Consider the following 18,123-nt stretch of genomic DNA (forward strand, 5'->3'; position numbering starts at 1 on the left):
ATCGATCAGCGCTTGGCGAGATCGACGTAATCGCGCTCGGCGTAGCCGGTGTAGATCTGGCGCGGACGGCCGATCTTGGCTTCCGGATCGGTCTGCTGTTCCAGCCAATGCGACACCCAGCCGGCGGTGCGCGCGATGGCGAACATGACGGTGAACATTTCCGTCGGGATGCCCAGCGCCTTGTAGATGATGCCCGAGTAGAAATCGACGTTCGGGTAGAGCTTGCGCTGCACGAAGTAGTCGTCCTTCAGCGCGGCTTCCTCGAGCTTCACCGCCACGTCGAGCAGCGGATCGTTGACGCCGAGTTCGTCGAGCACCTTGAAGGTCATCTCGCGGATGATCTTGGCGCGCGGATCGAAGTTCTTGTAGACGCGGTGGCCGAAGCCCATCAGGCGGAAGCCCGATTCCTTGTCCTTCGCCTTCGCGACGGCCGAGCCCACGTTCTCCGGGCGGCCGATCTCCGACAGCATCTTGAGCACGGCTTCGTTCGCGCCACCGTGCGCGGGGCCCCACAGCGCGGCGACGCCGGCGGCGACGCACGCATACGGGTTGGCGCCGGTGGAACCGACGAGGCGCACGGTCGAGGTCGACGCGTTCTGCTCGTGGTCGGCGTGCAGGATGAAGAGCAGGTCCAGCGCCTTGGCGGCGGTCGGGCTGAGCTCCAGCGGCTCGCTCGGCACTTCCTTCATCATGTGCAGGAAGCGCGTGGTGTATTCGAGGTTGTTCTTCGGATAACGGATCGGCCAGCCGATCGAATAGCGGTAGCACGCGGCGGCGATCGTCGGCACCTTCGCGATCAGGCGGATCGCGGCGAGGCGGCGCTGCTCGGCGTCCTCCAGGTCCAGCGAGCCGTGGTAGAAGCTCGCCATCGAACCCAGCATGCCGACCATCATCGCCATCGGATGCGCGTCGTGGCGGAAACCGTAGAGGAACGTGCGGAAGGCCTCGTGCATCATCGTGTGATGCGTGACTTCGTGGTCGAAGGCTTCGAACTCGGTCTTCGACGGCAGTTCGCCGTGCATCAGCAGGTAGGCCACCTCGAGGAAGCTCGAGTTCTTGGCGAGCTGCTCGATCGGGTAACCGCGGTACAGCAACACGCCTGCATCGCCGTCGATGTAGGTGATCGCCGACTTGCACGCGGCGGTGGCGGTGAAGCCCGGATCGTAGGTGAAGCAGCCGGTTTCCTTCGGCAACTTCGCGATGTCGATGCAGGGCTGGCCGAGCACGGGATGCTGCACCGGCAGCGCGACGTTCTTGTCGCCGGCGGTCAACGTCACCTGGTCGAGTTTGGACACAAGACACTCCTTCGAAAACGTAGAGCCGCGGGCGGCCGCGGAAGGCCGGAATTATTGCATGGGAACCGTTTTCCCGATGCGCGACTTTCGACCTGGGGCGTTGCGCCGTTTTTGAAGGAATGCACTAAAAAACAGGCGCTGCGGACCGTGGCCCGGAAACGAAAACGGCCGCCCAGGGGCGGCCGTCGTCTGCGTGAATGCCCCGGGGGGGCAAGCCGCGGAGATTACTTCTGCGCGTAACGCTTGCGGAACTTGTCCACGCGACCGCTGGTGTCGACCAGCTTGTTCTTGCCCGTATAGAACGGATGCGTGGCCGACGAGACTTCCACCTTGATCAGCGGATACTCGTTGCCGTCCTCCCACTTCGTCGTTTCCTTGGAGGAAAGCGTCGAGCGCGTGAGGATCTTGAATTCGGAAGTCACGTCGTGGAAAACCACGTCGCGATATTCGGGATGGATGCCGGCCTTCATGGCTGCCACCGGGTCATGAGCTAGGGAAGAGCGGCATTCTAGCCGGGCGGCAGAGCTGGGCGCAACCCATGGAGCCACCAAATCCCTGAATCCCCGCACGCCTCATCCCCCTTCCAAGGGGGATCGAGCGCGCAGCGCGCGCTCGAGGGGGATAAACCGCGACGCAACCTACCCCGCAGCCAACGCCGACGCCACCCGCGCCTCGAACGCCGCCTGGTCGTACCGCAGCAGGATCGCGACATTGTCCGGCCGCCCTTCTTCACGACGCCAGTCGACGATCGTGGCCCCGCGCGTGTGGCGGCCCGCGAGTTCGACGGTCATCGGGCGCTCGACGATTTCCAGCGCGCCCGCCGGATGCAGCGCATGCGCCATCGCCAGGGCATCGGCCGAATGCCAGTTCTCGCCGCGGCGGTCCACCGCCCAGTCGCGCGTGCGGCGCGAGATCGCATCGTAGAAACGCGCGCGCTTCGACGGCGCCTGCAGCCACGCCTCGAAACGTTGGTGCGGGAAGCCGTGCGCCATCACCGCTTCCCAATCCACGACTTCAGTCCGCGCAAACGCAGAGAACACGATGTGCGCCGCTTCGGGATCGAAGGCCACGTTGAATTCCGCCGCCGCCGTGATGTTGCCGTGCGCGGTGACCGCGCCGCCCATGACGACCAGGCGGGCGATGCGCTCGGGCAGCGTCGAATCCAGCTTCAGCGCGAGCGCGAGGTTGGTCAGCGGACCGAGCGCGACGAGCAACAACTTGCCCGCGTGCGCATGCGACAGGCGCAGGATCGCGAGCGCCGCGTGTTCTGTTTCCGCCGTGCGAACCGGTGCGTCGTAGGCAATGTCGCCGAAGCCGTCGGTCCCGTGCACGTAGCCCGCATCGCGCGCCGGATGCAGCAGCGGCGCCGGCGTGCCCGCGAATACTGGCACCGGGTGATCGACGACTTCGCACAACTTCAACGCGTTGCGCACCGTGTGCGCGAGGCCGACGTTGCCCGCCGCGATCGTCAAACCGACGACTTCATGGTGCGGATCGTCGAACGCCATCAGCAGGGCGAGTGCGTCGTCGACGCCGGGGTCGGTGTCGATCAAGAGAGGAATGCGGGTCATGGGTCGGAATCTTATGCGGAAGCGTAACGCGCCGCGCCACCGACCCAACGGTCGATGACGCGATCGGCGAGCGCGGGATCGTCGGCGAGCAAGCGGTCGGCGAGTGCGCGCACCTGCGGCAGCATCGCGGCGTCGCGCACCAGGTCGGCGACGCGGAACGCGGCCAGGCCCGTCTGTTTCGTGCCCAGCAATTCGCCCGGGCCGCGCAGTTGCAGGTCCTTTTCCGCGATCACGAAACCGTCGTTGGTTTCGCGCATCGTTTCCAGGCGTTGCTTGGCCATCATCGACAGCGGCGATTGGTAGAGCAGCACGCAAGAAGAGACCGCACTACCCCGCCCCACCCGTCCGCGCAACTGGTGCAACTGCGAGAGGCCGAGCCGTTCGGCGTTTTCGATGATCATCAGCGAAGCGTTCGGCACGTCGACGCCGACTTCGATCACGGTCGTCGCCACGAGTAGATCGAGCGCGCCTTCCTTGAACGCGCGCATCGTCGCCTGCTTCTCGGCGGCCTTCATGCGCCCGTGCACAAGCCCGACGCGCACATGCGGCAACGCGGCGGACAACATTTCGAACGTGGTCTGCGCGGCCTGCGCAATCACTTCATCGGAGTCGTCGATCAGCGTGCAGACCCAGTACGCCTGGCGCCCTTCCGCGCATGCTGCGCGGATGCGTTCGATCAGTTCGGGCCGGCGATCGCTGCTGAGCGCGACGGTCTGCACCGGCGTTCGGCCCGGTGGGAGTTCGTCGATCGCGGAGACATCGAGATCGGCGTAGGCCGCCATCGCGAGCGTGCGCGGGATCGGTGTGGCCGTCATGACGAGTTGATGCGGCACGCTGTCGCCGCCGGTGCCCTTGTCGCGCAACGCGAGGCGCTGGTGCACACCGAAGCGATGTTGTTCGTCGACGATCGCCAACGCGAGATCGTTGAACGCCACGCCTTCCTGCATCAACGCATGCGTGCCGACAACGACCTGCGCTTCCCCCGACGCCACCGCCGCGAGCACGCTCGCACGCGCCTTGCCGGTGACCTTGCCCGCGAGCCACGCGACGCGCACGCCGAGCGGTTCGAGCCAGCCGCGCAGATTCGTCAGATGTTGTTCGGCGAGCAGTTCCGTCGGCGCCATCAACGCCGCCTGGCGTTTACCTTCGACGGCGAGCATCGCCGCCAACGCAGCGACCACGGTCTTGCCGCTGCCCACGTCGCCCTGCACGAGGCGCAACATCGGATGCGGCTGAGCGAGATCGTGACGCAACTGCGCATACACACGCGCCTGTGCACCGGTCAGCGCGAACGGCAGCGACTTCTGCAAACGCCCCGCCAGCACGCCCGGCGAATCGAGTACCGGCGCGCGATGGCGCTGCAAGGCGATGCGCTGACGGCGCAGGCTGAGGTTGTGCGCGAGCAATTCTTCGAGCGCGAGCCGCTGCTGCGCCGGATGCGTGCCTGCGAGCAAGGCATTGATGTCCGCATCGCGCGGCGGGCGGTGCATCGTCAGCAAGGCATCGCGGAGCGACGGCAGATCGAGTTCCGCACGCATAGTCTCCGGCAGCAATTCCAGCGCGTCGGCGTCGGGCAACTTGTCGAGCGCCTGCCCGATCAATTTGCGCAGCGCGCCGGGGCCGATGCCTTCGATCGCCGGATACACCGGATCGAGCAATTCACCGAGCGCATCGCCGGCCTCGCCGACCACGCGGTAACTGGGATGCACGATCTCCATGCCCTTCGCACCGGCGCGCGGCGTGCCGTAGCAGCGCACGCGCGTGCCAGGCGCGAATTGCGCCGCCTGCTGCGCACGAAAATGGAAGAAGCGCAGCACGAGTGTCGACTGCGAGTCGTCGCCGATAGCCACGCGCAGCGAAGGACGGAAGCGAAACCCGCGATCCACCGCTTCGACGATGCCTTCGATCTGCGCCGGCTGTCCCGGCTTCAACGCACGGATCGGCGTGAGCGACGTGCGGTCTTCGTACTGGCGCGGCAAATGCAGCCACAGGTCCTGCAGCGTGAGCAGGCCGCGCGTCGCGAGCTTTTCGGCCACGCGCGGGCCTACGCCGCCGAGCGACGACAGCGGCGCATCGCCTGCGGCGGCGAATCCGGGGATCGGTCGAGCGACGCGCGCCACGCGGTGCGTCGGATGCGTCAGCGCAGGACGAGGATGGCGTCGACTTCGAACTGCGCGCCGCGCGGAAGCCCGGACACCTCGATGGTCGAACGCGCGGGATACGGTGCGTCGAAATACTCCGACATCACCTGGTTCACGATGGCGAACTGGCCGAGGTCGGTGAGATACAGGCCCAGGCGCACCACATCTTCGAGCGAGGCATCGGCCGCTTCGCACACCGCCTTGAGGTTGTCGAACGCGCGGCGTGCCTGCGCCTCGACGCCACCTTCGACCAGCAGGCCGGTGGCGGGATCCAGCGCGATCTGGCCGGAGAGGAACACCATGTCGCCGGCGCGCGTGGCCTGCGAATACGGACCGATGGCCGCGGGCGCGCGGTCGGAATGGATGGGCTGGCGGGGCATCGGTGCAGCTCCGTTCAAATGAAGGCGATGCGCAAGTGTAACGGCCCCTACAGGCGCTGCACGCCATGCACCACGTGCAGGCGGCGCACGCGGCGGATCACGTCGGCCAGGTGCTTGCGGTCGTGCACTTCGATCGAGAAGCGGATGGCGCTGATGTTGCTGTCGCGCTCGACGTATTCCACGCGGTCGATGTTCGACTCGGCCTGCGCGATCGCCGCGGCGACCTGCGCGAGCACGCCCGGCCGATTGTCGACTTCGATCTTCAGCGCGGCCTGGTAATCGCCCGTGACTTCGCGATCCCAGCCCACCGGCACCCAGCGTTCGGGCGACTTGCGCAACTCGACGACGTTCGGGCATTCGATCCGGTGCACCACGATGCCGCGGCCGGCGGTGTGGTAGCCCATGATCTCGTCGCCCGGAATCGGCAGGCAGCAGTTGGCGAAGGTGATGACCCCGCGCTCCTGCCCGGTGATCAGGATGCGGTCGGTCGAAGGACGGAACAGGCCCGCGGCGTCGAGCAGCATGTTGTTGTCGGCGACATCGGGCGCGCGGCGCGCGAGGACGTTCGCGACCTGCGACGGCATGCGATTGCCGAGTGCGATGTCGGCGAGCAGCGCTTCCAGCCGCGGGTAGCGATGCTCGTGCAGATACGATTCCAGGTGCTGCTGCGGCAATCGGTCGAGCGACGTGCCCAGCGTTTCCAGCGAGCGATCGAGCATGCGATGGCCAAGCTGCACGGCATCTTCGTGTTCCAGATGCTTGAGCTGGTGGCGGATCGCGGTGCGCGCCTTGCCGGAGACGACGAATTCCAGCCACTGCGGTTTCGGCGTCGACGACTTGGCGGTGATGATCTCCACCGTCTGCCCGCTCACCAGCTTGGTGCGCAGCGGCACCAGCGCGCGATCCACGCGCGCGGCAACGGCCTTGTTGCCGACATCGGTGTGCACCGCGTACGCGAAATCGAGCACGGTCGCGTTGCGCGGCAACGAGAGGATCGCGCCCTTCGGCGTGAACAGGTACACCTCGTCGGGGAACAGATCGACCTTGACGTTCTCGAGGAACTCCAGCGACGAACCGGTCGAGCGCTGCGATTCCACCAGGTTGGCGATCCACTGGTGCGCGCGACTCTGCGCACTCGTCGGCGTCTCGCCGCCGTGCTTGTACGACCAGTGCGCCGCGATGCCGCGTTCGGCGATCAGGTCCATTTCTTCGGTGCGGATCTGCACTTCGATCGGCGAGCCGTAGGGCCCGAACAACACCGTGTGCAGCGACTGGTAACCGTTGGCCTTCGGGATCGCGACGAAATCGCGGAAGCGCCCGTCCAGCGGCTTGAACGCGGTGTGGACCACGCCCAGCGCGTGGTAACACTCCGGCACGGTGCGCACGACGATGCGGAAGCCGAAGACATCCATCACCTGGTCGAGCGTCTTTCCTTCCGCGCGCATCTTGCTGTAGATACTCCACGGCGACTTGATGCGGCCGACCAAGCGGTACGAGAAGCCTTCCTTCGTCAGGCGCTGCGCGAGGCGCGCCTCGATTTGGGTCAGCGATTCGCGGCGCACGACCGGCTGCATGCGGATGCGCTTTTCGATCACCGCATGCCGCCACGGATGCAGGCCGCGGAAGCCGAGATCCTGCAGCTCGGCCTTGATCAGGTTCATGCCCAGGCGCTGCGCGATGGGCGCGTAGATCTCCAGGGTTTCGGTCGCGATGCGGCGGCGCGCTTCGACGCTCTGCGCGCCGAGCGTGCGCATGTTGTGCAGGCGGTCGGCGAGCTTGATCAGGATCACGCGCAGGTCGCGCGCCATCGCCAGCAGCATCTTGCGGAAACTTTCGGCGGCGGCTTCCTGGCGGTCGCGGAATTGGAGCTTGTCCAGCTTGGTGACGCCGTCGACCAGGTCGGCCACCGTTTCGCCGAACTCCTTGGCGATCGCCAGGCGCGTGAGCGGCGTGTCCTCGATCGTGTCGTGGAGGATCGCGGCGATCAGGGTTTCGACGTCGAGGCGCTCTTCCGCCAGCACCGTCGCCACCGCGACCGGGTGCGTGATGTAGGGCTCGCCCGACTTGCGCGTCTGGCCCACATGGGCCGCGGCCCCGACGGCCCAGGCCCGGCGCAGCAGGCCGAGTTGGTCCGACGGGAGATAGGAGGCGGCCTTCTCCAGCGCGAGGACGTACTCGGGGACCACCGGGGTCGACGGCGGTTCGGCGAGCAGGGGCGCGGGTTCGGGGGAACGCATGGAGCCAGCCTACGCGTGCGGGCCCAAGGCGGCAAACCGGTGGCGGCGCTGGTGGCACGCAGCCACCAGGGGTGTGCGAAATCGACCGATCCGCGGCCCGCGATCACGACGATTCAATCACTTGCGGCTGGCACGCGACGTGCGCTTGGAAGGCTTTCGCCTGCTCCCGGACCTTCGACATGCGCGTGTTCCGCTCCGCCCTTTTCCTGTCCACCTGCATCGCGGCCCCGGCGTTCGCGCAGGATGCCGACGCCGTGGCCAGGAAGCTCTCCAATCCGATCGCCGACCTGGCGAGCGTGCCCTTCCAGTTCAACTTCGAGCGCGGCCTGGGGCCACTCGACGACGGGACGCGCACGCGTCTCAACATCCAACCGGTGGTGCCCTTCTCGATTGGCGAAGACTGGAACCTGATCTCGCGCACCATCGTGCCGATCATCGAGCAGCACGATCTCGTGCCCGGCACCTCGCAACGCGGCATCGGCAACGTCACGCAGAGCCTGTTCTTCTCGCCCAAGGCGACGACCGCGAGCGGGTGGACGTGGGGCGTCGGACCGGCGTTCCTGCTGCCGATCGCAAGCAACGATCTGTTGGGCAGCGATCGCACGGGGGCGGGGCCGACGGCGGTCGCCTTGCGGCAAACGCCGTCCGGCTGGACCTATGGCGGACTGGCCAACCACCTGGTGTCGGTCGGCGGCGGAGACGGCAAGGCCTTCAGCGCGACCTTCGTGCAGCCCTTCCTCTCCCGGCGCATCGGCCCGGGGCGGACGCTCTCGGCGAATGCCGAAGCCACTTACGACTGGAAGGCCAGTCGCTGGACCGTCCCCCTGAACCTCGGCGTGAGCCAGGTGATCCCCGCCAAACGCCAGATGTTCAGCGTGCAGGGCGGCGTCATGTGGGTGGCGCAGGGGCCGGCCGGCGCACCGGACTGGGGGCTGCGCCTGACGGTGACCCTGCTGTACCCGAAGTCCTGAAAGCAGAAGCCCCGCTTTCGCGGGGCTTCGTCGTGTCTTCAGTCGTCGCCCTTGGACATGTCGTCGTCGGCGACCACTTCGGCGGCGGCCCATTCGAGGGCTTCGCGCTCCTTGCGCTCGCGCTCGGCCTTGTCGACGGCATCGATGTAATCGGTGTCGATCTGACGGGCGGCGATCTCGCGCAGGGCGAGGACCGTGGGCTTGTCGTTGTTTTCGGAGTTGTCGATGCGGGGCTCGACGCCGTTGGCGAGCTGGCGCGCGCGCTTGGCGGCCATCATCACGAGTTCGAAGCGGTTATCGACCACTTCCAGGCAATCTTCGACGGTAATGCGGGCCATGGGGCTCCGGGGCCTTGCGGCCTGGCAGAAACAGAAGGGGCGCGATTGTAGGGGCGCGGCTGCTTGCGATGCAAGCAGGTTTCTTGGAAATCAGTGAGTTAGGTTCACGAACCGGACCCATCGCCCGCCAGCAGGGCGGCGATCAGGGCGCCATGGCGCACCTGCTGCATCGGCCGGCGCAGGCGGCTTGCCACGAAGATCGCGCACATCTCGGAGACCGCGTCGGCGAAGTGCTCGTTGACGATGACGTAGTCGAACTCGTCGTAGTGCGACATCTCCTCGCGCGCGGCGGACAGGCGGCGCTGGATCGTCTCCTCGCTGTCCTGCGCGCGCTTGCGCATCCGCTCTTCCAGCGCCTCGCGCGAGGGCGGCAGGATGAAGACGCTCACCGCCTCCGGCACCTGCTTGCGGACCTGCAGCGCACCCTGCCAGTCGATTTCCAGCAGCACGTCGTGGCCGGCGGCCAGTTGCGGTTCAACCGACTGTTTCGCCGTCCCCTTCCAGTCGCCATGCACGAGCGCGTGTTCGAAGAAGTCGCCCTTGGCGACCATCTGCTGGAATTGCTCGGCGCTGACGAAGTGGTAATGCTCGGCGTGCCGCTCGCCCGGGCGCGCGGCGCGCGAGGTGAACGAGATCGACAGGCGGATGTTGCTGTCGCGCGCCAGGCACGCATTGACGATGCTGGACTTGCCGGCGCCCGAAGGCGCGGCGACCACGAAGAGGGTTCCGCGCATCTGGCTCATTCGATGTTTTGGATCTGTTCGCGGATCTGGTCGATCAGCACCTTGAGCTCGACCGCCGCGCCGGAGGTGCGCGCATCGACCGACTTGCTGCCTAGCGTGTTCGCCTCGCGGTTGAATTCCTGCAGCAGGAAATCGAGGCGACGGCCGACCGGTTCCTTCTGGCCCAGCACGCGCTTGAGTTCGGCGATGTGGCTGTCGAGGCGATCGAGTTCCTCGTCGACATCGAGCTTCTGCAGCCCGAGCACGAGTTCCTGTTCGAAGCGGCCGGGATCCACCGGCTGCGCGAGATCGGCCAGGCGCGCTTCGAGTTTCTGCTTGAGCCCCGCACGAATCGCGGGCACCAGCGTGCGCACGTCGGCGGCGATGCGCGCGATGCCCGCGTTGCGTTCGGAAATCACCGCGGCGAGGTTGGCGCCTTCGCGTTCGCGCGAGGCGACGAACTCGGCGATCACCTGATCGAGCAGCGAGAGCGCTTCGGCGTGGAGCGCGGCGGTGTCGGTCGCGCGCGTGCCGAGCACGCCGGGGAATTGCAGCAGTTCGGTGAAGCCGACCTGCATCATCGGAAACTTGGGCAGCATCTCGCGTGCGATGCCCGCGAGTTGCTCGACCACGACCGCGTCCACCTGCAAGGTCTCGCCGCCTTCCGGTGCGCGCAGGCGCATGCCGACGTCGACCTTGCCGCGCGAGATCCGCGCGCTGATGCGTTCGCGCAGCGCCGGTTCCAGCGCGCGCAGGTCGTCGGGCAGGCGGGTGCCGATTTCCAGGAAGCGATGGTTCACCGAGCGCAACTCGCACGACAGCGTGCCCCAGGGGGTCGTGCGTTCGCCGGAGGCGAAGGCGGTCATGCTGCGGATCACAGGGTGTCCAATGAAGTTCATGCCGGGGCGGCGCAGGGGCGGATGGTAATCTAGGCGCCCGCCTCCTGCGTCCCCCCGGAATCCTCATGAGCGTCGTGCGCCCCAGCGGCCGCATGCCCGAACAACTGCGGGCGGTTACCCTCCAGCGCGGCTTCACGCGCCATGCCGAAGGCTCGGTCCTCGTCTCCTTCGGCGACACGCGCGTGCTGTGCACCGCGAGCATCGACAACAAGGTCCCGCCGTTCCTGCGCGGCAAGGGCGAAGGCTGGGTCACGGCCGAGTACGGCATGCTCCCGCGCGCCACGCATACCCGCTCCGATCGCGAAGCCGCCCGCGGCAAACAGGGCGGTCGCACGCTCGAAATCCAGCGCCTGATCGGCCGCGCCTTGCGCGCCTGCGTCGACCGCAGGGCCCTGGGCGAACGCACCATCACGCTCGATTGCGATGTGCTGCAGGCCGACGGCGGCACGCGCACGGCCGCCATCACCGGTGCGTACGTCGCCCTGGTCGATGCGATCCGCCATCTGCAGCAGCGCCGCGAAATCACGAAAGACCCGATCTTCGGCGCGGTCGCCGCGGTGTCGGTCGGCATCTTCAACGGCGTGCCGGTGCTCGACCTCGATTACGCCGAGGACAGCAACTGCGACACCGACATGAACGTGGTGATGAACGACGGCGGCGGCTTCATCGAACTGCAGGGTACGGCCGAGGGCCACGCCTTCCGTCGCGACGAACTCGATCGCCTGCTCGCGCTGGCCGAAACCGGCATCGCGGAATTGTTCGCCGCGCAGCGCGAGGCGTTGGCGCAACGGTGAACGATGTGCGCAAGTTGGTGCTGGCAAGCGGCAACAAGGGCAAGCTGGTCGAACTCCGCGACCTGCTCGCCGACGTCGGCCTGGACCTGCACGCGCAATCCGAATTCGGCGTGCAGGACATCGACGAAACCGGACTGACCTTCGTCGAGAACGCGCTGCTCAAGGCACGCCACGCCGCGCGCGAAACCGGCTTGCCGGCACTCGGCGACGATTCGGGCCTGTGCGTCGATGCGCTCGGCGGCGCGCCGGGTTTGTATTCGGCGCGTTACGCGGGCACGCACGGCGATGCGCAGGCGAACATCGCCAAGTTGCTGGAAACAATGCGCGACGTTCCGGACGCGCAACGCACCGCGCATTTCCACGCCGTCGTCGTGCTGTTGCGCACGCCCGACGATCCGCAACCGATCATCGCCGAAGGCCGCTGGCCCGGCCGCATCCTGCATGCACCGCGCGGCGATGGCGGTTTCGGTTACGACCCGGTCTTCCTCGATCCGGTGCTCGCGCGCTCGGCGGCCGAACTCGATGCGGCGACCAAGCACGCGCGCAGTCATCGCGGCCTCGCGCTCGCCACGTTGCGCGCGCGCCTGCACGAACTTTGATTCCGTAAAACCCGATGTCCCTCGTCACGCCGCCGCTGTCGCTGTACGTCCACCTGCCCTGGTGCGTGCGCAAATGTCCGTACTGCGATTTCAATTCGCATGAAAAGCGCGGCGTGCTCCCCTTCGGCGCGTACATCGATGCGCTGATCGCCGACCTCGACCAAGACCTGCCGCTCGCGTGGGGCCGGGTCGTGCATTCGGTGTTCTTCGGTGGCGGCACGCCGTCGTTGTTTCCGCCCGAAGCCATCGATGCGTTCCTGCAACAGGCGAGCGCGCGCCTGCGCTTCGCGCCGGGCTTGGAAATCACGCTCGAAACCAACCCGGGCACGGCCGAACACGGACGCTTCGAAGGCTATCGGGCCGCGGGCGTGAATCGTTTGAGCTTCGGCATCCAGAGTTTCGACGATGCGTGCCTGCAACGCCTGGGCCGCATCCACGACAGTCGCGAAGCCGACAGCGCGGTGAAGCTCGCGCAGGACGCGGGCTACGACAACATCAACCTCGACCTGATGTACGCGCTGCCCGAGCAGACGCTGGAGATGGCGGTGTACGACGTCGAGCGCGCGCTCGCGCTCCAGCCGGCGCACCTGTCGCACTACCAGCTCACGCTCGAACCCAACACGGTGTTCGCCGCGCGCCCGCCGCAGGGCATCCCCGGCCTCGACGAGAGCTGGGACATCCAGGAGGCCTGCCAGGCGCGGATCGCCGAAGCGGGCTTCGCGCACTACGAAGTCTCGGCCTACGCAAAGCCCGGGCGGCAGTCGCAGCACAACCTCAATTACTGGCGCTTCGGCGATTACCTCGGCATCGGCGCCGGCGCGCACGGCAAGCTCACGCTGGGCGCATCGCAGGAAGTGCTGCGCCGGTGGAAGGTCAAGCATCCCACCGAGTACCTGGCCAAGGCCGGCACGCCCGGTTCGATCGGCGGCGACGAAACCCTGGCCACGCATCGCCTGCCCTTCGACTACATGCTCAACGCCCTGCGCTTGCATGAGGGCTTCGGGCTGGATGCATTCGAAGCGCGCACCGGCCTGCCGCGCTCGGCCATCGCGCCGCAGCTGGAACAGGCGCGCGAACAGGGCTGGCTCACCGTGGATACCGCGGGTCACGTGCGGCCGACCGAGCTGGGCCGGCGCTTCACCAACGACGTCATCGAGCTGTTCCTCGCCGACGAGTGACGCCCCGGGTCGATGCCCGACCCGCCCCGTCGAATCGCGCCCCCCGGCGACACCGATGCGGCGGCGCAACGCAAGCATGTGTGGCGGGCGCAACACTGTCGTGTTATCTAGCTGTCAATAGCACCGCGCGAGCGACCGATGCCCGTTTCGTTCGACCTGCCCGGCACCCACACGCCTCCGGCGACCCTGGCCTCCGCCAACCTGCCACGTCGCGTGCGCCGGGTGATGGAGCACCTTCTCAGCTTCGTCTCCGACGAGATGGCCCGCCATCTCTCGCAAATGCTCAACGAGGCCGAGCAGCAACTGTTCCGGCTCGCCGACCATGCGCGCAATCCCGGCATCCAGGCCGGGCACATGGAAACCTTGCGCACGTTGCGGCTGAACCGGGCCGACCTCGTCCCGCGTTACCTGATCGGCCTTGAAGCGGCGCTGGCCGGCATCCGCGATCCCAAGCTCGCGGCGAAGCTCGCGTCCATCGGCACCAAGCCGCCCTCGTTCCGCAACCTGAGCCTGGTCGACGACGACTCGATGGACGAAGAGTCGGTGCTGCGCGACATCGCGCTGCGCCACGAATCGCGCGCGAGCCTGCCGCTGCACCTGCTCGGCCAGCGCTTCGGCGTGCTCGCCGGCGCGCCGGCCTTCGACGCCGAGCGCCTCGCGGTGGGCCCGCAGATGCTGGGCCGCATCCTGCGCGAGGCCACCAACGCATTGCAGATCGGGCTCGAAGCCCGCCTGCTGCTGTTCCGCACCTTCGACCGCATCGTGATGGTGCATTACACGCACCTGGCCGAAACGATGAACGCGCTGCTCGAGCGCGACGGCATCCTTCCCAGCCTGGCCTACGTGCCGCTGCGCCTGCGGCCGAGCGTGCAGAACGCCAAGCCGCAGCCGCGCCGCGAGAAAGTCGCACCGCCGCAAAACGCGGGCGGTGGCGGTGGTGGTGGCGACGGCGGGAGCTTCGCGCTCGGCGGCGGCGACGAGATCCAACATGCGGCAGGCACGGCGCCGCCCGATTCGGGCACCGGCGGCGGCGGCGATTCCGCGCAGCCCCGCGTGGGCGGCGGCCGCGGCCGCGTCATGGGCCGGGGCGAACAACTGCGTCCGCACACGGCGTGGATGGGCGAAGCCGACGGCGAAGAAGCCGGTTACGACGAACAACAGGCGTACGCGCTGCTGGAGCAATTGCTGTCCGGCCGCCGCGACCTGATCGGCAAGCTGCGCCCGGGCCGCCCGGAACGCACGCGCCAGGAACTCACCACGCCCGATTTGCTGCGTGCGCTCGACACCCTGGTCGCCGCGCCCGCCACCTCGCCCACCGGCAGCCCGCGCAGCCTGCTCGACATCAAGCAGACGCTGCTCGCGCAATCGCGCCAGGTGCACGGCAAGGGCGCGGCGTTCTCGCGCGAAGACAACGACGCGTTCGAACTGCTCGGCATGCTGTATTCGCAGATCGAGCGCGAAGTGCGGCGCGACACGCCCGCCGTCGGCCTGCTCGGCCGCCTGCAGGTGCCGTTGTTGCGCGTCGCGTTGCAGGACCGCGCGTTCTTCGTCCGCCAGCAGCATCCGGCTCGCCAGTTGCTCAATGCGGTCGCCGAATCCGGCGCGACCTGGCTCGGCGACGAGGAAGTCGACCCGCAGCTCGTGCACTCGCTGCGCAGCGCGGTCGAACACGTCGTCCAGAATTTCCGCGAAGACCCGGCTGCATTCGAAACGGCGAACCGCGAATTGCAGGGCAGCCTGCAGCAACTCGCGCGCAAGGCCGAAGTCACCGAGCGCCGCCACGTCGAAGCCGCGCGCGGCAAGGAAAAACTCGAACTCGCCAAGCGCCGTTCGAACGAAGTCATCGAAGCCTCGGTGCGCGACCAGCGCCTGCCGAAGTTCGTGCGCGCGCTGCTCAACCAGGCGTGGGCCGACGTGCTCACCCTGTCGCTGCTGCGCCACGGCGAGGATTCGGAAGAGTGGCAGCGCCAGCTCGAAGCCACGCAGCACATCGTCGCGGCGACCACCGGCAAGGCGACGGGCGAGGTCGATCCGCAGCTCACGCAGCAGATCGAAAGCTCGCTGGTCCAGGTCGGTTACCACATCGACGAAGCCGCGGCGATCGCGCGTCGCCTGACGACGGGCATCGCCGAGGACGAAGACGACCCGGCTTCGCGCACCGAGCTTGCGATGAAGCTCAAGGCGCGCGCGCGCCTGGGCGAAGACTCCGAGACGCCCAAGCCGAAGCTGTCGGCGCGCAATCCCGACGAGCAGGCCGCGTACGAACACCTGCGCACCCTGCCCTTCGGCACGTGGTTCGAGTTCGTCTCCAACCAGCAGGGCGACCGCGTGCGTCGTCGCCTCTCCTGGTTCAGCCCGATCACCGACAACGCGTTGTTCGTCAACCAACGCGGCCAGCGCCTGGGCGAGCAGTCGCTCGACAGCCTGGCGCGGATGATCGCGATCGGCCAGGCCTACATCGTCACCGCCGACAAGGGCCGCCTGGTCGACCGCGCCTGGCAGGCCGCGCTCGGCGCGCTGCGCAGCTTCGCCGGCGGCAAGGACAAGGACAAGGAGGAAGACGCATGATCGACGAATTCCGCCGTGCCAAGCGCCGCAAGGTCGCCGACACGGTGATCGTGGTGGACACGATGGTCGATGCGGTCGTCGGTCGCCTGGGCAACCTGTCGGAGACCGGCATGCTGCTGATGGCCAACACCGCGATGCAGGAAGACGCGCTGTACCAGTTCCGTTTCAACCTCAACGATCCGCAGGGCCGCGAGGCCCCGATCGAAGTCGGCGCGCACCTGCTCTGGCAGGACGCCGCCCACGCCTCGGGCCAGCGCTGGAGCGGCTTCCGCTTCATCACGGTGCCGGACGATCACATGAAGCAACTGCGCGACTGGATCGACGGCCCGGGCGGGCAATTCGAGTAAACATCCGGCGGGCCTGCGTTGGGGCAGAATGTGGACCCCCACCGCACCACGAGCGCCCGCCATGCGTCCCGATCTTTTCGCACTCTACGCAGACCACCTCGATACGCTGAAGCAGCGCGCCGATGAAGCGTTGCAGCGCGGCGGCTTCGATGCGCTGGTCGTGCCGAGCGGGCGCCTGCACTTCCAGTTCTTCGACGACCGCGATTACCCGTTCGCGGTGAACCCGCAATTCAAGGCATGGCTGCCGCTGGTGCGCGTGCCCGACAGCTGGCTGGTGTACCAGCCGGGCCAGCGGCCGAAGGTGATCTACCTGCAGCCGTTCGACTATTGGCACGTGGTGCCGAGCGCGCCGTCGGGCGATTGGGTCGAACACATGGATGTCGTGATCATCCGCACGGCCGAAGAAGCGTTGCAGCATCTGCCGAAACAGGTTGCGCGTTGCGCGATCCTCGGCGAGCCGCAGAGTGCACTCGGTGAGTTCGTGCCGAACAATCCCGAAGCGGTCGTTGCGTACCTCGAATACCACCGCGCGTTCAAGACGCCGTACGAAATCGAGAAGATGCGCGCCGCCAGCCGCATCGGTGCGCGCGCGCATCGCGCGGCCGAGCGCGCGTTTCGCGCGGGCGCCAGCGAATTCGGTATTCATCTCGCTTATTGCCAGGCCGCCGGGCAGGACGCGAACGATCTGCCCTACAGCAACATCGTCGCGTTGAACGAGCACGGCGCGGTGCTGCATTACACCGATCGCGATCGCTTGCCGCCCAAGCCGGTGCGCAGCTTCCTGATCGACGCGGGCGCGGCGAACGATGGTTACGCGTGCGACATCACGCGCACGTATTCGCAGGACACGGGCGATGAATTCCAGGCGATGATCGATGCGGTCGATCGCGCGCAACTGGCGATGTGCGACCAGGTGCGCAACGGGTTCGACTATCGCCAGCTGCACCTGGATGCGCATCTGTCGTTGTCGCGCATCCTGAAGGAGTTCGGCCTGATCACGGTCACGCCGGAAGTTGCGGTGGAGACGGGCGTGTCGTCGGCGTTCTTCCCGCACGGGATCGGGCACGGGATCGGGTTGCAGGTGCACGACGTGGCCGGATTCGCGGAGAGCGATCGCGGTGGCACGCTGCCGAAGCCGCAGGGGCATCCGTATCTGCGCCTGACGCGCACGCTCGCGCCGGGGATGGTGGTGACGATCGAGCCGGGCATCTATTTCATCGACATGCTGCTGGAGCAGTTGAAGGATCGCGGGCTGGGGCCGAGTGTCGACTGGGGCCGCGTCGATGCGTTCCGCCCCTTCGGCGGCATCCGCATCGAAGACGACGTGGTGTGCACGGACGATGCGCCGATCAATTTGACCCGGGAAGCGTTCGCTTCCTGAGTGTCGACTCCACCAGCGGGCGCACCTCCCCTCCAGGGGAGGTCAAAAAGAAGCCCGCCATCGGCGGGTTTCTTTTTGGGTGGGGTAAAGCCAGCCGAGGTGCAGTACGCAGAACCATCATCGTTGCTGTTTGTGCGCCTCCACCAGTTGGGCGCAGCGGTGCGCCGCATTGAAGGCCACATTGCTCCGCAAGAGCTCACGCTCCGCAATGTGGCCTTCAACGCGACGTCCACTGCGCACTACACGTATTGATGCGCGACTTCCGCTTTTGAATGGGGGCGTCGGCCTTTGATGGGGCCGCGCCTACTGCCAGCACTCCAGATGGACGGAACCTCGCCCACCTCGGCGCGCGCACCGTCGTGACTACGTCACCTCCGGCAGGCGAGGTTCCTCGCGGCGGCCTGATGGGCGAAGCGGCGCTACAATGCCCGCCCCATGCGCCTGCTCCTGCAAGAACGACCCACCGGTCGCGAGGCTCCGCGCTTCGTCCAGCTCCAGCTCGAGGCCGACCTGCTCGGTGGGTGGACGCTCGTGCGCGAGTCGGGGCAGATCGGCGGGCGCAGCACGCTCCGGCGCGAGCAATACCTCGACCAGGGCAGCGCGCTGGCCGCGTTCGAACACGCCCGCGACCTGCAATTGAAGAAAGGCTTCCAGCTGATGTTCGTGCAGGGCGCCGAAGCACCGCGCCCCTGACCACCTTAT

General features: G+C 67.3%; 17 protein-coding genes. 8 read left to right on the forward strand and 9 right to left on the reverse strand.

What is annotated here, in order from left to right:
• Window positions 1-5: 5 nt before the first annotated feature.
• From GN331_RS00420 to GN331_RS00445, 6 genes are all read right to left on the reverse strand, one after another.
• The gene (locus GN331_RS00420; protein WP_331713306.1) at window positions 6-1,295 is read right to left on the reverse strand and encodes a citrate synthase; all 1,290 of its coding nucleotides are present in this window, start codon (window positions 1,293-1,295) and stop codon (window positions 6-8) included.
• A gap of 224 nt (window positions 1,296-1,519) precedes the next feature.
• Window positions 1,520-1,765, reverse strand: a complete 246-nt coding sequence (locus GN331_RS00425) for a type B 50S ribosomal protein L31 (protein WP_156639439.1) — start codon at window positions 1,763-1,765, stop codon at window positions 1,520-1,522.
• 168 nt (window positions 1,766-1,933) lie between these two features.
• Window positions 1,934-2,866 (reverse strand): nucleoside hydrolase, encoded by a 933-nt coding sequence (locus GN331_RS00430; protein WP_156639440.1) that lies wholly within the window; start codon window positions 2,864-2,866, stop codon window positions 1,934-1,936.
• An 11-nt stretch (window positions 2,867-2,877) separates the two neighbouring features.
• The gene (gene recG / locus GN331_RS00435) at window positions 2,878-4,986 is read right to left on the reverse strand and encodes an ATP-dependent DNA helicase RecG (RefSeq protein ID WP_331713307.1); all 2,109 of its coding nucleotides are present in this window, start codon (window positions 4,984-4,986) and stop codon (window positions 2,878-2,880) included.
• 17 nt (window positions 4,987-5,003) lie between these two features.
• Entirely contained in the window at window positions 5,004-5,387 is a 384-nt protein-coding gene (locus GN331_RS00440) for a RidA family protein (protein ID WP_156639441.1), read from the reverse strand.
• 47 nt (window positions 5,388-5,434) lie between these two features.
• On the reverse strand, window positions 5,435-7,624 hold the full coding sequence (locus GN331_RS00445; RefSeq protein WP_156639442.1) for a RelA/SpoT family protein: 2,190 nt from the start codon (window positions 7,622-7,624) through the stop codon (window positions 5,435-5,437).
• A gap of 179 nt (window positions 7,625-7,803) precedes the next feature.
• Between GN331_RS00445 and GN331_RS00450 the strand changes: the two genes are divergently transcribed.
• Window positions 7,804-8,595 carry a transporter gene (locus GN331_RS00450; protein WP_156639443.1) on the forward strand — a complete coding sequence of 264 codons (792 nt, stop codon included), beginning with the start codon at window positions 7,804-7,806 and terminating at the stop codon, window positions 8,593-8,595.
• A 38-nt stretch (window positions 8,596-8,633) separates the two neighbouring features.
• On the opposite strand, the gene rpoZ is transcribed toward GN331_RS00450, so the two are convergent.
• From rpoZ to GN331_RS00465, 3 genes are all read right to left on the reverse strand, one after another.
• Window positions 8,634-8,933 carry a DNA-directed RNA polymerase subunit omega gene (gene rpoZ / locus GN331_RS00455; protein WP_156639444.1) on the reverse strand — a complete coding sequence of 100 codons (300 nt, stop codon included), beginning with the start codon at window positions 8,931-8,933 and terminating at the stop codon, window positions 8,634-8,636.
• 104 nt (window positions 8,934-9,037) lie between these two features.
• Window positions 9,038-9,667, reverse strand: coding sequence for a guanylate kinase (gene gmk / locus GN331_RS00460; RefSeq protein ID WP_156639445.1), 630 nt, complete (start codon window positions 9,665-9,667; stop codon window positions 9,038-9,040).
• Between the two features lie 5 nt (window positions 9,668-9,672).
• Entirely contained in the window at window positions 9,673-10,533 is an 861-nt protein-coding gene (locus tag GN331_RS00465; RefSeq protein ID WP_331713390.1) for a YicC/YloC family endoribonuclease, read from the reverse strand.
• An 86-nt stretch (window positions 10,534-10,619) separates the two neighbouring features.
• Here GN331_RS00465 and rph point away from each other — a divergent pair, with 86 nt between their 5' ends.
• The 7 genes from rph to GN331_RS00500 all read left to right on the forward strand — a co-directional run bounded on the left by rph (window position 10,620) and on the right by GN331_RS00500 (window position 18,114).
• The gene (gene rph, locus GN331_RS00470) at window positions 10,620-11,348 is read left to right on the forward strand and encodes a ribonuclease PH (protein WP_156639447.1); all 729 of its coding nucleotides are present in this window, start codon (window positions 10,620-10,622) and stop codon (window positions 11,346-11,348) included.
• Between the two features lie 5 nt (window positions 11,349-11,353).
• Window positions 11,354-11,947 carry an RdgB/HAM1 family non-canonical purine NTP pyrophosphatase gene (gene rdgB / locus GN331_RS00475; protein ID WP_331713391.1) on the forward strand — a complete coding sequence of 198 codons (594 nt, stop codon included), beginning with the start codon at window positions 11,354-11,356 and terminating at the stop codon, window positions 11,945-11,947.
• Between the two features lie 14 nt (window positions 11,948-11,961).
• Entirely contained in the window at window positions 11,962-13,125 is a 1,164-nt protein-coding gene (gene hemW, locus GN331_RS00480; RefSeq protein WP_156639448.1) for a radical SAM family heme chaperone HemW, read from the forward strand.
• Between the two features lie 138 nt (window positions 13,126-13,263).
• Entirely contained in the window at window positions 13,264-15,693 is a 2,430-nt protein-coding gene (locus GN331_RS00485) for a DUF1631 domain-containing protein (RefSeq protein ID WP_156639449.1), read from the forward strand.
• A complete protein-coding gene (locus tag GN331_RS00490) occupies window positions 15,690-16,040 on the forward strand; it encodes a PilZ domain-containing protein (protein WP_156639450.1) in 351 nt (116 codons plus the stop codon). Before GN331_RS00485 ends, GN331_RS00490 begins: the two co-directional genes overlap by 4 nt.
• A gap of 61 nt (window positions 16,041-16,101) precedes the next feature.
• Window positions 16,102-17,421, forward strand: coding sequence for a Xaa-Pro dipeptidase (gene pepQ, locus GN331_RS00495; protein ID WP_425489252.1), 1,320 nt, complete (start codon window positions 16,102-16,104; stop codon window positions 17,419-17,421).
• Window positions 17,422-17,856: 435 nt separating this feature from the next.
• Window positions 17,857-18,114: a WGR domain-containing protein gene (locus GN331_RS00500; RefSeq protein ID WP_156639452.1), complete on the forward strand. Its 258-nt coding sequence runs from the start codon at window positions 17,857-17,859 to the stop codon at window positions 18,112-18,114.
• Window positions 18,115-18,123: the final 9 nt, after the last annotated feature.

Source organism: Noviluteimonas gilva, from assembly GCF_009740395.1.
In the GTDB taxonomy this organism is placed as follows: domain Bacteria; phylum Pseudomonadota; class Gammaproteobacteria; order Xanthomonadales; family Xanthomonadaceae; genus Noviluteimonas; species Noviluteimonas gilva.

Bases quoted from the DNA above. Each gene is read 5' to 3' on its own strand.
- GN331_RS00445 (WP_156639442.1), bottom strand. From the start codon at position 7,624: ATGCGTTCCCCCGAACCCGCGCCCCTGCTCGCCGAACCGCCGTCGACC.
- GN331_RS00450 (WP_156639443.1), top strand. From the start codon at position 7,804: ATGCGCGTGTTCCGCTCCGCCCTTTTCCTGTCCACCTGCATCGCGGCC.
- GN331_RS00440 (WP_156639441.1), bottom strand. From the start codon at position 5,387: ATGCCCCGCCAGCCCATCCATTCCGACCGCGCGCCCGCGGCCATCGGT.
- hemW (WP_156639448.1), top strand. From the start codon at position 11,962: ATGTCCCTCGTCACGCCGCCGCTGTCGCTGTACGTCCACCTGCCCTGG.
- rpoZ (WP_156639444.1), bottom strand. From the start codon at position 8,933: ATGGCCCGCATTACCGTCGAAGATTGCCTGGAAGTGGTCGATAACCGC.
- gmk (WP_156639445.1), bottom strand. From the start codon at position 9,667: ATGCGCGGAACCCTCTTCGTGGTCGCCGCGCCTTCGGGCGCCGGCAAG.
- GN331_RS00500 (WP_156639452.1), top strand. From the start codon at position 17,857: ATGCGCCTGCTCCTGCAAGAACGACCCACCGGTCGCGAGGCTCCGCGC.
- GN331_RS00485 (WP_156639449.1), top strand. From the start codon at position 13,264: ATGCCCGTTTCGTTCGACCTGCCCGGCACCCACACGCCTCCGGCGACC.
- GN331_RS00425 (WP_156639439.1), bottom strand. From the start codon at position 1,765: ATGAAGGCCGGCATCCATCCCGAATATCGCGACGTGGTTTTCCACGAC.
- rph (WP_156639447.1), top strand. From the start codon at position 10,620: ATGAGCGTCGTGCGCCCCAGCGGCCGCATGCCCGAACAACTGCGGGCG.
- pepQ (WP_425489252.1), top strand. From the start codon at position 16,102: ATGCGTCCCGATCTTTTCGCACTCTACGCAGACCACCTCGATACGCTG.
- GN331_RS00490 (WP_156639450.1), top strand. From the start codon at position 15,690: ATGATCGACGAATTCCGCCGTGCCAAGCGCCGCAAGGTCGCCGACACG.
- GN331_RS00430 (WP_156639440.1), bottom strand. From the start codon at position 2,866: ATGACCCGCATTCCTCTCTTGATCGACACCGACCCCGGCGTCGACGAC.